Below are 12,483 nucleotides of genomic sequence, written 5' to 3'. Positions count from 1 at the left end.
GCGTATATACTCCAGCTAGGGTGTGCTCTTTAAGCGGCCAACGCTTTTCTTTTTTTAGGAGTTATCATGAAATTTCTGCTGGGTTTCTTTAGCCTGAATTGGCTAAGGGTGTTCGATTTCTTAGCGCCTTTAGCGATTCGTCTCTTATTAGCACCGATTTTCTGGGTGGATGGGGTCAAGCGCTTAGGTTTATTTAGTGCTGCTGATTTTGTTTGGTATAACCCTTTGACTTGGTGGAACCAAGAGGCTTTTATGGCTGGTGCGAGTGCGATGAATGACACGATCTTAAGTGGCTTGGGGGCGACAGGTTCAGCGCTGGTGGGTGGGCTTGAAGTCGCTGGGGCTATTTTATTGATTTTAGGTTTTGCAGTGCGGTGGATCGTCTTAGGTCTGTTCGTAGTCGTGGTTGTTTTAGGCTTACAAGCGGTCGGTGGCTTGACTGGGGTTGGGCCTGCGGCTAAACAATTCTTCCTTGAACATGGTTACACCACGCTGGGTTCGACACCCTTTGCTTTATATACCACGTATTTTGTGCTGCTCCTCACGCTATTTTTTATGGGGGCAGGGCGTTGGTTTAGTTTGGATTGGTATATCTATCGTAATTTTGCTCGTAAAGTGGAAAATGCAGAGGCTGCTCGGCATGATCCGTTTGAGGTTGATGCCACCGATGAGCCGGGTTTAAGAACGAGAATGAATAAAGTTTAAGTTTTGTAAGTAAACTTAGGCTGGTTGGCCTAAGCAAAATAATCAGGTTTAAGGCTGCTGCTTCGGCAGCCTTATTTTTTTCAAGTGTTTAGTGATTGATCCTTAAATCTTTTCAAGTTCTCTCCATACTTTCTCAAAGCTCTTTTCAGGTTACTGCCAATTCCCTTAATTTTTACCAGTTATCTTAAGAATTTGAACGGCAAAGAGTAGCGATATTGTCGTCTTACCAATGAATTTTTGATGATAGTCCTGCTGACTGATCACCGATACTTCAGTCTAAATCAAGGAAAGATCAATATGCGTAATTTAATCAATCATAGACCTACTCAGCCAAGCTCTAATCATTTCAAAAATGCAGCTGGTTTAGATACCCCACTCACGAATAGTTTTGCAGTCCAAAATCTGACAGGCGTCGATAGTTTTGCAACTAGTTTCCGGGGGGGTAATGGCAATCATCCAATTTTTAATATTCTACTGAATTTTTTAATCGAACTACTGAAACAACTGTTGGAGCAAATCAACCAACAGCAACCGCAAGAATACCGCAGTGCAGACGGTAGCGGAAATAATCTACAAAACCCTGATTGGGGTAAACAAAATACCTCGCTATCAAGGCTAGCTCCTAAAGATAGTAGTCGTGAACCGGGTGGCTCCACAGAAGTTAATTTGCCGAGCGCTCGTGAGGTGAGTAATGCCGTCGCGGCGCAAACAGAAAGCACGGCGAATCGTAAAGGTTTAAGCGATATTTTCTGGATGTGGGGTCAGTTCTTAGACCATGATATGTCCTTAGTACATGCTAATACGGGTGTGGGTATGGGGATTCCTGTCCCTGCAGGTGATCCCTATTTTGATCCGCAGGGGACGGGTACCGCCACGATTCCAGTAACACGCAGCAATTCAGTAGTCGATGCCAACGGGATTGCCCAACAAACCAATAGCATTACAGCTTATCTTGATGGTTCTAATGTGTATGGCTCAGATCAAGCGACGGCTGATGCTTTACGCTCTTTTGCAGGGGGTAAATTAAAGACCAGTGAAGGTAATTTACTACCGAAAGATGCCAATGGTGCTTTTATCGCAGGTGATGAGCGTTCTAATGAGAACCCTGCTTTAACCTCGATGCACACCATTTGGATGCGCGAGCATAATCGAATTGCGGATGAATTAGCGGCGAATCATCCTACTTGGTCTGATGAAAAGCTTTATCAAGAAGCGCGCCGGACGGTGGTCGCAGAAATCCAAGCAATTACTTATAACGAGTTTCTACCCAATTTATTAGGTGAAGATGCCTTAGCGACTTATCAAGGCTATGATCCAATCCAAAACGCAGCGATAAATAACGAATTTGCCGCCGCTGCCTTCCGCTTCGGGCATACGATGCTTTCCCCGACTTTATTGCGTTTGGATGAGAATGGTAATGAGCTGGCTGAGGGCAATGTCGCTTTACGGGATGCCTTTGGCAAACCCAGTTTAGTCACTGAATCCGGTATCGAACCTTTCTTGCGAGGCGGTATGTCTCAAACGGCTCAAGCCTTTGACCCGATGGTGATTGATGATGTGCGCAATTTCTTATTCGGTCAACCCGGTGCGGGTGGCTTAGATTTAGTGGCTATCAATCTGCAGCGCGGACGTGATCATGGGTTGGCAGGTTACAATGATGTGCGGGAGTCTTTGGGGTTATCACGGATTGAAAGTTTTGATGATCCTATTTGGCAAGGCGATTTTGGGCAGAAATTAGCACAAGTTTATGATAGCCCAGATGAGGTCGATTTATGGGTGGGTGGTTTAGCAGAGAAATACACGGGTGATTCTTTGGCAGGTGAAACACTGACCACTATTTTGACTCAGCAGTTTGAAGCTTTACGGGATGGGGATCGCTTCTGGTATGAAAATCAGTTCTCAGGTCAACAGTTGCAGGACTTAAATAAACTGACTTTAGCCGAGGTGATTCAACGCAATACGACGATTCAAAATGTTCAAGACCATGCTTTCTTAGCATCTAATCTGCATTTACAGGCACAAACCACTGGTCAAGCCGCAACAGCCGCCGCTGAACCTATGATGGCGACCGCAAGAGGTGCTGCTCCAGCGACTACAGCAGTAGAGCCTGTGACTACACCTGACCCCGAGCAAATTCGCTTATTGCAAGACGCATTAGCCAAAGGTTTATTAGGTTAACTGAGCATCAACGAGCAGGGCGGGTTACTTGCCCTGTTACTCGCTTAAGGCTTACTAGCGTAGTGCTTTTAAGCCTGCAGTTATCCCCATTAAGGATAAAGGTAAGTCGACAGGACGTTTATGCGGGGTGGATAAATAGCTCAACTGTGCCGTTTGACCGCGTTGAAATTGCTGCAGAATGCTGGCGGTGAGTTGAAAGCTCGCCGTACAGCGTTGTTGCGTGCATGAACCTTTAAAGCGTGTAATCGGGCCTTGGTTCATACTCAAAGTAAAGCCTGCGGCGAGGTGAATATTCGGTGGCAATTCAAAAGCCATACTAGGCAGGCTTTGTCCCGGACGGTAGCCAATCACGCTAATCATGACCTTTTGCTCACCATCTTGGAGGACTTGTTCTAAATAGCAATGGCGACCTTGTCCTTGGGCTAGGCTTTGACAATTGCCACCCCAATCTTGAAAACGTTTACCCTGAATAGTGCCTGCAGCAAAGGCTTGTGTGCTCAATACGAACAATGAAAACAAGCCAGCAGTGACTAGCCCGATTGGATGGAAGCCCATGTTTTATCTCCTATTTTTTATAATACTAGGGCTAGTTTAGCATGTTTTATTCCAAGAGCGTGAGGCTATCAAAAGCATCCATTTCACCCATTTCATTGCCTGCGCCATCGTATTGTTTTGCGCGGCCAAGGCTTACTTGCACTTTCTTTTGCAGAAAACTTGCGGGCATTTCTGCCACTTCATTCCAGCTAGCGCATTCTGGTGCAGTGCATAAGGCCACATGATCTTTGCCTTGTTCATCTTTCACCGTCAGATAGCAATTATCACCGCATTCATAGCTTGCAATCGTTCCGACTAAGGTCTGGCCAGTGGGTGTTGCGGTTGTTTCAGGATCAGTCGCAGGCTCGTTCGGCTGTGGGGTAGTTGATGAGGGGGGCGGTTTAGTCGTATCAGGTCGATTGGCAACTAAATTGATCAGCTCACTTAAGCGTGCAGCATAGCTATTCGTGAGGCAGTCAACATCAGTAGCACACAGATCACGAGATTTAAGCCAGTTGAGTTGGGCAGTTTTTAAGGCTTTGGCATCAGCACTAGTCGCTGCTGCTTTATTGAAGCTGAGGACTAAAATCTCATCTAAATCTGAAAGGCTGGTGGTGTTACAAATTGTTTTTTCTGCATCGGTTTTGGCTTTAGTGCAATCAAAACCCGCTGCATAGGCAGTCAGTGGTAGGCAAGCACTGAGGCTCAGGCATAAAATGAAGCGTTTCATCAGGTTTCCTCGCTGTTAGCTTGAAACGGTGGCGTGATTTTAGCAAATTAGCACTCAATCAATCTAAGGTTAGTGTAGTGTAGGCTGGAGACTTAACGTGGTCTTAGCCTAGTTTTGCTGGTTTTTTGCTATCTAAATACAAGTATAAACTTAAAATTTGTACCAAAATCACTGAGCTTGCGAACAAATATAAACCATAATGGACGGTAATATTGGCTAAAGCCCCTAGTTTCACGGCTACAAATAATAGGGCAACGACAAACACATCGAGCATCGACCATTTTCCCCAAACCGCTAAAACTTGCAAAAAACGTCGATGCCGTAATTGATAAGCTTCCGGGCTATTGGCTACTAGCGCTAAGCCGAAAATTTTGACTAAAGGGGTGAGAATGCTAAATAAAAATAGAAAAATGAATAGGAAATGCTCGCCTTGCAACCAGAGGTCATATAAGCCGGAATAGAGTGAAAACTGATTTTTAAATATCCAAAATTTTTCTAATTCCATCAAGGGCGCAAATACCCCCGTCGCAAATAGGCAGATCGAGACTAGCAGCCCCAGATTAATCAACCAGCGCGCTATCAAATTCACGGACCATCCTTTCATTAACTAGAGGTACTTATGGTAGAGCTTGAGCTGAGCTTGAGAAAGCATTTTTCCAGCCGAGCCTGTTTGCGTTATGATCCTTATTTAAACGAGTTGAGGATCAAGCCATGCGAATTTTGCACACTATGCTTAGGGTCGGGGATTTAGAACGCTCTGTAAACTTTTACACGCAAGTGCTGGGGATGCGTGAGTTGAGTCGGCAAGATTATCCCGCCGGTGAATTTACTTTAGTTTTTTTAGGTTATGGTGAGAAATCCCAAGCGACTGTGCTGGAGTTAACCTATAACTGGGGGGTGGCTGAATATGAGTTGGGTACGGCTTTTGGGCATATCGCGATTGAAGTGCCGGATGTGTATGCAGCTTGTGAAAAGATGCGAGCAGCAGGGGGCACCATTATTCGGGAAGCAGGCCCGATGAATGCAGGTTCAACCATTATTGCTTTCTTAGTCGATCCTGATGGTTATCAAATCGAACTGATTGGTCAAAAGCCTTAGGGTTTGCAACAGGTATGCAAAGCCCTTTTTCGATCACTGTTTTTGCGACAACGGGCGATCCGCAAGGGATTCGTCATGTGGATAAATCAAATTGGTCAGGTTATGGCGTAGTTTTTTCCAAAGAGCTGTTTGCGCATTTGAAATACGAACCCGGCTTTAATCAAGCCGGTGTTTATGTCTTAGTGGGCAATGCAGCTGAGGAAACTATTTATATTGGTGAAGCTGATCCACTCGGCGAGCGTCTGCGCAAACATGTCGCGAATAAAGAAGGCTGGGATTGGGGGATTTATTTTTTCGATCAGAATCATAAGATCGGTAAAACTGAAGTCCAGTTTTTAGAGCATGCTTTGGTCAGTCTGGCGCAGCAATACAATCGGGCAGTACTGTTAAATAAAAATACGCCTTTGTCTCCCACCATGTCACCGGTTGCTCGTGCCACGGCACAAGCCTTCTTTGCGGATATGCTGTTGATTTTGCCGATGTTGGGGATTAATGCTTTTACCCCACCTAAGCCTGAGGACAAACTGACTGAATGGCAAAGACGCCTATTAGCCAGCCAACAGCTGACACTAGAGGCTTTTGATACCCTCGTCGTGCCAGTGAAAGAAGAGGGCATGCAGCAGCGTTTTCTGGAGGCTAAGCAATGGTTTGCAGTACGGATTCAGCAAAAGCATTTGCACAAGCTTAAGCATTTAGCGGCTTATCAAGTTGCTCCGGTCAGTGCTATTACGCATATTGCAGATATTGAAAAAATCGAGCCGTATGAAAATACGGGCAAATACCTGATTAGTTTTCGCCAGCAAGCCAGCATGATCAAGCCTGTTCTACGCCGAGAGGGTTGCCAGCTGTCTATGCAAACCCCACGCTATGCGCTGCGTGATACGATTTTAGCCGCAAAATACCTTGATCAAATTTGGCGCTGAGCCTTGTTGGATTTGAGCACCATCGCGTGCATCAGCTCTTTATTATTCAGCAGAGGCAGGACTTTATCTGGGGTATCAATCAGTGGATTGCGAATACCTAAGCGCCCATAAACCCACTGGTTATAAGCGATTTCCCAAGCACTTGGCGCATCAATCTTCGCCCAATGCACTAGCTTATCAATATGGCGCTCATACAGTTCATCAATGCCATACACTAAGAGCATATACAATAAGGCCCGCGCTACATCGCCCCGATTACGCGAAGGAATCACCCACTCGTGTTCGGCATCAAACCCGGTACTATCAAAGGTTTCTGGGTGTAAATCCAGATTGAACGGGCGCACGATTTTATCGCCATCAAAATCAAAGGCAAAATTTGAGCGCTTCGCGTTCAAACCGCGCTCAGAGGGAGCGAAATTCAGCGGATTGGTGGTTGCTCCATTTCGGACATGGCGCGGTTGATGGGTATAGGCTAAATAGCGATCCAGAAAATCAAGAGGGATAATATGCTCGATACTATGCTGCTGCTTTTGATACAGTTCATCGACGGGCGAGCTGCCATAGATTGAAGGAATCCAACCATAGGCGGTATCAAAGAAGAAAGACCAAAAATTATCCCATTTATCTGCACTGCTCCATTGCCGGAAGTGTTTGCTGGATTGATAGATACCCCCTGCTAAATCAATAAAGTCTTGACGGGTGGCTAACTGCTTAGCATCTCGATACTTAATAGGGCGACCAAGTTGGGGTTCATTGGCTCGATCATGAGTAGGGATCAGTGTAATGCAAACTTGCCCATGATCTGACTGCAAGCGATTTGGTACACCATCATGGTCTAAATGCTGATTCCAGACCTGATAATCCATGACTTCAGCGACCGCACGACCATTCTGGGGATTGAGCGCATTGGAAACTAAAATGTGATCTAAGCAGCTGCCTGCACCATGATGAATATGGGTAAATGGGCGCACCGTTTGGCGGGTGGTCGGCGCAATCCGAAAGCTATCACTGAGGCGATAATCATGTAGTTTGGGGATAAAATCTTCCGGCCATGCTTCTTGCTCAATGCCACCAATGGCATAGATTTTTTCTTGCATGCTCAGAGCTTCAAACGGCGTTGAATGTTGGTCATCGTTTAAATCACCTAAAACCACAATTTGCCGTTGTCGATGGGGGGTTAGATCATGGCTGACACGGTGATAAACCAAGCTGGCCTCAGCTCCCCGTTGTAAAAGTGAGGCGACATTCGCTCGTGATAAGCGTAGCAAAGTATCTCGCCCACGTTCTTCCCAAGGAATCTCATCCTGATAACTAATATCCAAGCTAGCCGCCCGTTTAGATTTAAGGTGTAGCACATAAACCGTCACTTCGCCCAATAGCGGTGTTTCCACTTCAGCACATACGGGTAAGCGGCTAAATTGAAAACCATCGGGGAGGAAAAGTTCCGTTTGAACGGCAGGATCTAAAGGGACGCTGCGAATATTGTTTAAAGGGAAGCGTGAAGCTAAAGCGACAATCGAGCTGATAAAAACCTGAGGATCTTCTGGCAAGGTAGCGGGTTGATCGACGATCGCGAAATAAGGATAACCTACTTCAGCACATAACTGTTGCAAGGCAGCAAAGCTAAATACTTCTTGAAAGCCAATCACATCCGCATCCATCAAGCTTAAGCGTTGGCTAATCCACGCCTGCTTTTGAATCCATTCGGCTTCAGTATAGCTAGCGCGTGGTTCGCGCTTATACCAATAATACTCGGGGGCAACATATTGAAACAGATTGAAGCTAGCGAATTTCATAGGTGTTCCTACCACGATGCTCAGGCAAACTATGGTAGCACTTTTGCATCGAATACTAAGCAGGGATTGTTCAGGCTTGCGCGGCAGTTATTAGGCTACACTAGCTAAGCAATTGATATTAACCCAAGGAGCAGCATGATGAGTCAATATTCAACTTTGAATTCGATGGGTGTACAGAATCCCTTGCAGATTATTGGTTATACCCTCACTCAACCCCTCCCCGATATGGATATTTTGCGGATTCGTTATGAGCGCCCGAAGGGTTCATTTTTACCCGTGGTGCGCAGTTATACGTTTGGTCGTTCACAGCGCACTCAAGTCAGTGACGGAGCCATGAATCAAGCAGCACTGATCTTTGAAATTTCACCGGTGCTTTCCAAAGCTATTTTGGAGTTGGATTCGATTGTGCAAGCTAAACAAGACCGCAGCGAACTCAAGCTGCAAATTTTAGGTGAGCTTGAGCGCGTGCAAGAAGAGCTTAATGCCGAATTAAACAGTTTAAGGCAGTTGATTGAGCGTTTAGACTCTTAACTCATCGGCTTGCGTACTAGTAGCAAACGTAGGATGAGTAAGATCCAAGGTGTGCCATGTAGGATTAAGTCGAAGATATCAATCGGTCGACTTAAAGTACCGTGAGCGAGCATCGTGAGTTTTTCCCATACATGTGGTACTGGGAAAAAGGGTGCTAGGCCTAAGGTCAGGCAGGCGATCAGCAGTAGGGATAGTGGGAGTTTGCTGAGTAAATGACGGAGTGTTTGCATTAAATACCTATAAAAACAAGCATCAAAAATAGTCAACACTAGCTTTAAACTAGCGGGTTCAGCAAGGATTAGCATAGCCTTAGCACTTTGCCAAATGAGGGCAATGATTGAGATACTTAAGTGAGTTCTATAATTTAGAGTTTCAGGCATGTTTAAAGGCTTTACCTTAGCGCATCTCAGTGCCGGTTTTGTTGCGGTCTTAGTCGGTTATACGAGTTCAGCTGCGATTATTTTTCAAGCCGCTCATACGGTGGGGGCGACTGAGGCGCAGATTGCTTCATGGATGTGGGCTTTAGGGATCGGGATGGCGGTTTCGAGTATCTCGCTCTCATTGTATTATCGCATCCCGTTATTAACCGCGTGGTCAACACCGGGGGCGGCATTACTGGTGACGAGTCTTGCAGGTGTGTCACTGCCAGAGGCGACGGCTGCCTTTATTCTCTGTGGCGTATTGATCGCTATAATTGGCTATGCAGGTTGGTTCGAGCGCTTTATGCATTGGATTCCTTTGCCTTTGGCCTCAGCGATGCTGGCAGGTGTCTTGCTGAAATTTGGTTTGAATGCCTTTGTCTCTTTGCAGCAAGAACCCCTGTTAGTCGGTGGGATGTTGGTGACTTTCCTCTTAATGAAACGGTTATTAGCACGCTATGCTATTCCGCTTACATTATTAGTGGGTATCTTGATTGCTTGGTTCAGTGGCTTAATGGATTTAAGTAAACTTTCCTTGCAATGGGCGCAGCCAGTTTTTGTGATGCCCGCGATCCGTTTGGAAGCTTTAGTGGGGGTGGGTTTACCCTTGTTTATTGTGACGATGGCTTCACAGAATATTCCAGGGGTAGCTGTTCTCAAAGCTAATGGTTATGAAGCACCGTTGTCTAAAACCATTGGCTTGACAGGATTAACAACCCTGATTCTCGCCCCTTTTGGTGGCTATGCTTACAATTTGGCAGCCATTACCGCCGCTATTTGTATGGGTGAAGAGGTCGATAAGGATAAATCCAAGCGCTATTTAGCGAGCTTCAGTGCGGGCTTATTTTATCTGCTGGCCGGTTTATTTGGTGCGAGTATCACCAGTTTATTTTTATCCTTTCCTCAAACCTTAATTTTAGCGATTGCGGGTTTTGCTTTAATTGGCACGATTGCGAATAGTTTACAGGCTGCCTTGGCTGACAGTGTTGAGCGGGATGCTGCACTGATTGTATTTTTGGTGACTGCTTCAGGAATTAGCTTATTAGGGTTGGGCAGTGCCTTTTGGGGCTTGATCTTTGGTTTAATCGCCCGCTTTTGGTTAGTAAAAAAGCGAGCGGTTTAGTGCAGTTTAAATGGGTAGGTTAGTTGTAACTACTCAGTCCATCCGCAAACCACCCGCCACCTTTAGCATAGCTGAGTTTTTAGGAGACTGAGTAGTTATACAGTTAGTTAAACGCTGCTTGTAAGCGCTCCAGTGCTTGCTCAATCCGACTACGAGGAGTGGCAAGATTAAAGCGTAAATAGCTTTCGCCACCGCTGCCAAAGCTCGAACCATAGCTAGTGGCAATACCGGCTTCTTTTTGTACTTTCTCAATTACTTGCGCGGGTGTTAAGCCAGTGGCGGCGAAATCAACCCAAGCCAAATAAGTCGCTTCTAAAGGCATGGAGCGCAAACCTTGAATTTGCTGAATACCCGCATCAAATAACTGACGATTGGCATCTAAATAATCCAACAAGCTCGCTAGCCAAGCTTCACCGTGTAAATAAGCAGCAGTAGAAATTAAAATGCCAAAGCGATTCGGTGAGCTGCCTGCGGCCAGCATCGCTTGAGTAAAGCGCTGGCGCAACTCGGGATTCTCAATAATCGCATTGCCCGTTAAGCCACCTGCAATATTAAAGGTTTTAGTGGTGGAGGTGAGCATAATCAAGCGTTCCCGGATAGCAGGAGCGGCAAGAGGCATGACACAGTGTTGATGGCCTTTGAAGACTAGATCATGATGGATTTCATCGGAGACTAATAATAAATTATGCTTTAAACAAAACTCAGCCAGCTCCACTAATTCTTCCACCGACCACACACGCCCCCCCGGATTATGTGGCGAGCAGAGAATCAGCATTTTCTCATGGCCTTGTAGTTGCTGCTCTAAAGCGTTGAAATCCATTCGATACAAACCGGCTGCATCAATTCGTAAGGGGGATTCAACCACTTGACGCTGATTCGCCTTAATGGTGCGGGCAAACGCATGATAAACCGGCGTGAATAAAATAATTCCATCGTTAACTTGGGTGAAAGCTTGAATACATAAAGCCGTGCCTGCGACTAAGCCATGTACAGTACTAATCCACTCGGGATCAACCTCCCACTGATGGCGTTCTTGCATCCATTGGCAAATCGCCGCTTTATAAGCAGATTCATCCCCAAAATAACCATGCACACCTTGTTCAATTTCAGCTTTTAAAGCAGCCTTAACAGCAGGCGGGGGGCGAAAATCCATATCGGCGACCCACATGGCAAGACCTGTTTCGGGTGAAACCCCATAAAACTGCTGCATGGAATCCCACTTCATACAGTGCGTCTGGCGGCGGTCAATTAGTTCGTTGAAATTCATCTTTAAAAATCCTTGGTGACAATAAGTTTTCAGTCACTACTCATTAGACTTATTAGCTTTTAATGAGTATTGGGTTCGGTTGGATTGACTAGCCAGCACAGCACCACCCACAATAGCCGCACAAGCGATTAACACATTTAAACTCGGTTCGGCTTTACCCGCAAGCATCAGTAATACCACTGAAATCAAGGGGGCGGCATAAGACAAAACACCTAGCAACTGAATATTGCCGTGTTTCACTCCATAATCCCAAGTAAAAAATGAAATCCCAATCGAGCCAAAACCTAAACCCAGCAAACCCAACCATTCAAGATAATCTGCAGGCCAGACAGTTTGTTCAAAGAGTAGATGGCAGATTAAGCCTAATACAGCGGTCGCTCCACAGAACCAACCGACCGCATCGGTAGGGACATTTTTTACAAAACGGCTGGCTACGGAATAAGCTGCCCACCAAATAGCACAGGCAAAAGCGGCTAAGTAACCAACTAAATACTGAGTACTGAAATGGCCACTGCCACCGCCGACTAAGATCCAACAACCCGTTAAAGCGATGATGGCCCCTATGATTGAGTATTTAGTTAAACGCTCACCGGGCAATAACGCTGAAAACAGGACGATAAACAGTGGCCATAAATAAGCAATTAAGCTGGCTTGCACCGGAGGCGCTTTGGACATCGCCAAAAAATATAAAGCGTGATAACCAAATAACCCGCCCAAGCCAATCGTCCAAGCCAACCAAGGTTGGCGCGCATATTCCAAGCCAGATTTACCTTGTCGCCACCAATTGACCAGCATTAAGAAAAAAGACGCTGAAAAAGTCATTGCCAGCATTTGAAACGGAGGGATTTTGCCATTGGTTAAGCTGGTGAATAGTGCCAACATGCCCCAAAGGACAATAGAAATAAAACCGATCGCCGTAGCGCGGTTTACTGGATTCATAACACACTCCGAATTTAAAGACGTATACTTTGAGGATGCTGGATACGATTCTGCGGGTCAAGCTTGCGCTTTAACGCTTGTAGGCGTGGATAAGACTCTGCGTAGTAAGCGGTTGCCCAATTTTTTAAACCGAGATCGGGATAGTTTGCATAATGTGCTCGAATCCCTGCCTGCGTGAAGCGTGCTTGAACTTGATTCACTAAGTTTTCAGCCTTAGGCGTATCATTGGCGCGTTCGTAA

Annotated in this window: 14 protein-coding genes; 6 read left to right on the top strand and 8 right to left on the bottom strand. The window is 45.8% G+C overall.

Features of this window, described 5'->3' with window-relative positions; all coding sequences use genetic code 11:
• The first annotated feature begins 66 nt into the window (after nucleotides 1-66).
• A complete protein-coding gene (locus B5D50_RS17240; protein WP_078923899.1) occupies nucleotides 67-705 on the top strand; it encodes a DoxX family membrane protein in 639 nt (212 codons plus the stop codon).
• Between the two features lie 297 nt (nucleotides 706-1,002).
• Nucleotides 1,003-2,883 carry a peroxidase family protein gene (locus tag B5D50_RS17235; protein WP_159448671.1) on the top strand — a complete coding sequence of 627 codons (1,881 nt, stop codon included), beginning with the start codon at nucleotides 1,003-1,005 and terminating at the stop codon, nucleotides 2,881-2,883.
• Between the two features lie 54 nt (nucleotides 2,884-2,937).
• On the opposite strand, the gene B5D50_RS17230 is transcribed toward B5D50_RS17235, so the two are convergent.
• The 3 genes from B5D50_RS17230 to B5D50_RS17220 form a co-directional block, all read right to left on the bottom strand.
• Nucleotides 2,938-3,438: an invasion associated locus B family protein gene (locus tag B5D50_RS17230; protein ID WP_078923897.1), complete on the bottom strand. Its 501-nt coding sequence runs from the start codon at nucleotides 3,436-3,438 to the stop codon at nucleotides 2,938-2,940.
• A gap of 46 nt (nucleotides 3,439-3,484) precedes the next feature.
• On the bottom strand, nucleotides 3,485-4,147 hold the full coding sequence (locus B5D50_RS17225; RefSeq protein WP_078923896.1) for a lysozyme inhibitor LprI family protein: 663 nt from the start codon (nucleotides 4,145-4,147) through the stop codon (nucleotides 3,485-3,487).
• Nucleotides 4,148-4,250: 103 nt separating this feature from the next.
• Nucleotides 4,251-4,736 (bottom strand): paraquat-inducible protein A, encoded by a 486-nt coding sequence (locus tag B5D50_RS17220; protein WP_159448670.1) that lies wholly within the window; start codon nucleotides 4,734-4,736, stop codon nucleotides 4,251-4,253.
• Between the two features lie 122 nt (nucleotides 4,737-4,858).
• On the opposite strand from B5D50_RS17220, the gene gloA reads away from it, so the two are divergent.
• Together gloA and B5D50_RS17210 are read left to right on the top strand one after the other, a co-directional pair.
• Nucleotides 4,859-5,245, top strand: a complete 387-nt coding sequence (gene gloA / locus B5D50_RS17215) for a lactoylglutathione lyase (RefSeq protein ID WP_078923894.1) — start codon at nucleotides 4,859-4,861, stop codon at nucleotides 5,243-5,245.
• Nucleotides 5,246-5,259: 14 nt separating this feature from the next.
• Nucleotides 5,260-6,168 carry a GIY-YIG nuclease family protein gene (locus B5D50_RS17210; RefSeq protein WP_078923893.1) on the top strand — a complete coding sequence of 303 codons (909 nt, stop codon included), beginning with the start codon at nucleotides 5,260-5,262 and terminating at the stop codon, nucleotides 6,166-6,168.
• Here B5D50_RS17210 and B5D50_RS17205 read toward each other — a convergent pair.
• Complete coding sequence (locus tag B5D50_RS17205; RefSeq protein WP_078923892.1) at nucleotides 6,153-7,964, bottom strand: endonuclease/exonuclease/phosphatase family protein; 1,812 nt, start codon at nucleotides 7,962-7,964, stop codon at nucleotides 6,153-6,155. The two genes, B5D50_RS17210 and B5D50_RS17205, sit on opposite strands and share 16 nt — an antisense overlap.
• Nucleotides 7,965-8,099: 135 nt before the next feature.
• On the opposite strand from B5D50_RS17205, the gene B5D50_RS17200 reads away from it, so the two are divergent.
• Nucleotides 8,100-8,495: a DUF3461 family protein gene (locus B5D50_RS17200; RefSeq protein ID WP_078923891.1), complete on the top strand. Its 396-nt coding sequence runs from the start codon at nucleotides 8,100-8,102 to the stop codon at nucleotides 8,493-8,495.
• Here the strand turns inward: B5D50_RS17200 and B5D50_RS17195 are convergent.
• Nucleotides 8,492-8,725 (bottom strand): RND transporter, encoded by a 234-nt coding sequence (locus B5D50_RS17195; protein WP_078923940.1) that lies wholly within the window; start codon nucleotides 8,723-8,725, stop codon nucleotides 8,492-8,494. The two genes, B5D50_RS17200 and B5D50_RS17195, sit on opposite strands and share 4 nt — an antisense overlap.
• A gap of 148 nt (nucleotides 8,726-8,873) precedes the next feature.
• On the opposite strand from B5D50_RS17195, the gene B5D50_RS17190 reads away from it, so the two are divergent.
• The gene (locus B5D50_RS17190; protein ID WP_078923890.1) at nucleotides 8,874-10,037 is read left to right on the top strand and encodes a benzoate/H(+) symporter BenE family transporter; all 1,164 of its coding nucleotides are present in this window, start codon (nucleotides 8,874-8,876) and stop codon (nucleotides 10,035-10,037) included.
• Between the two features lie 103 nt (nucleotides 10,038-10,140).
• On the opposite strand, the gene B5D50_RS17185 is transcribed toward B5D50_RS17190, so the two are convergent.
• The 3 genes from B5D50_RS17185 to B5D50_RS20670 are packed head-to-tail and all read right to left on the bottom strand — an operon-like array spanning nucleotide 10,141 to nucleotide 12,443.
• The gene (locus B5D50_RS17185; RefSeq protein ID WP_078923889.1) at nucleotides 10,141-11,304 is read right to left on the bottom strand and encodes a MalY/PatB family protein; all 1,164 of its coding nucleotides are present in this window, start codon (nucleotides 11,302-11,304) and stop codon (nucleotides 10,141-10,143) included.
• Nucleotides 11,305-11,340: 36 nt separating this feature from the next.
• A complete protein-coding gene (gene yddG, locus B5D50_RS17180) occupies nucleotides 11,341-12,243 on the bottom strand; it encodes an aromatic amino acid exporter YddG (protein ID WP_078923888.1) in 903 nt (300 codons plus the stop codon).
• 14 nt (nucleotides 12,244-12,257) lie between these two features.
• Nucleotides 12,258-12,443: a BBE domain-containing protein gene (locus B5D50_RS20670; RefSeq protein WP_234975921.1), complete on the bottom strand. Its 186-nt coding sequence runs from the start codon at nucleotides 12,441-12,443 to the stop codon at nucleotides 12,258-12,260.
• Nucleotides 12,444-12,483 lie beyond the last annotated feature (40 nt).

It is taken from the genome of Thiothrix eikelboomii, assembly GCF_900167255.1.
GTDB lineage: Bacteria > Pseudomonadota > Gammaproteobacteria > Thiotrichales > Thiotrichaceae > Thiolinea > Thiolinea eikelboomii.
Note: the sequence above shows the minus strand (reverse complement) of the source record. Positions and strands in the feature narration are given on the sequence as shown.

What these genes read in the sequence shown, in the direction of transcription:
- B5D50_RS17210 (WP_078923893.1), top strand. Translation starts at nt 5,260, where the DNA reads ATGCAAAGCCCTTTTTCGATCACTGTTTTTGCGACAACGGGCGATCCG.
- B5D50_RS17185 (WP_078923889.1), bottom strand. Translation starts at nt 11,304, where the DNA reads ATGAATTTCAACGAACTAATTGACCGCCGCCAGACGCACTGTATGAAG.
- B5D50_RS17200 (WP_078923891.1), top strand. Translation starts at nt 8,100, where the DNA reads ATGATGAGTCAATATTCAACTTTGAATTCGATGGGTGTACAGAATCCC.
- B5D50_RS17240 (WP_078923899.1), top strand. Translation starts at nt 67, where the DNA reads ATGAAATTTCTGCTGGGTTTCTTTAGCCTGAATTGGCTAAGGGTGTTC.
- B5D50_RS17230 (WP_078923897.1), bottom strand. Translation starts at nt 3,438, where the DNA reads ATGGGCTTCCATCCAATCGGGCTAGTCACTGCTGGCTTGTTTTCATTG.
- B5D50_RS17235 (WP_159448671.1), top strand. Translation starts at nt 1,003, where the DNA reads ATGCGTAATTTAATCAATCATAGACCTACTCAGCCAAGCTCTAATCAT.
- B5D50_RS17195 (WP_078923940.1), bottom strand. Translation starts at nt 8,725, where the DNA reads ATGCAAACACTCCGTCATTTACTCAGCAAACTCCCACTATCCCTACTG.
- B5D50_RS17190 (WP_078923890.1), top strand. Translation starts at nt 8,874, where the DNA reads ATGTTTAAAGGCTTTACCTTAGCGCATCTCAGTGCCGGTTTTGTTGCG.
- yddG (WP_078923888.1), bottom strand. Translation starts at nt 12,243, where the DNA reads ATGAATCCAGTAAACCGCGCTACGGCGATCGGTTTTATTTCTATTGTC.
- B5D50_RS17225 (WP_078923896.1), bottom strand. Translation starts at nt 4,147, where the DNA reads ATGAAACGCTTCATTTTATGCCTGAGCCTCAGTGCTTGCCTACCACTG.
- gloA (WP_078923894.1), top strand. Translation starts at nt 4,859, where the DNA reads ATGCGAATTTTGCACACTATGCTTAGGGTCGGGGATTTAGAACGCTCT.
- B5D50_RS17205 (WP_078923892.1), bottom strand. Translation starts at nt 7,964, where the DNA reads ATGAAATTCGCTAGCTTCAATCTGTTTCAATATGTTGCCCCCGAGTAT.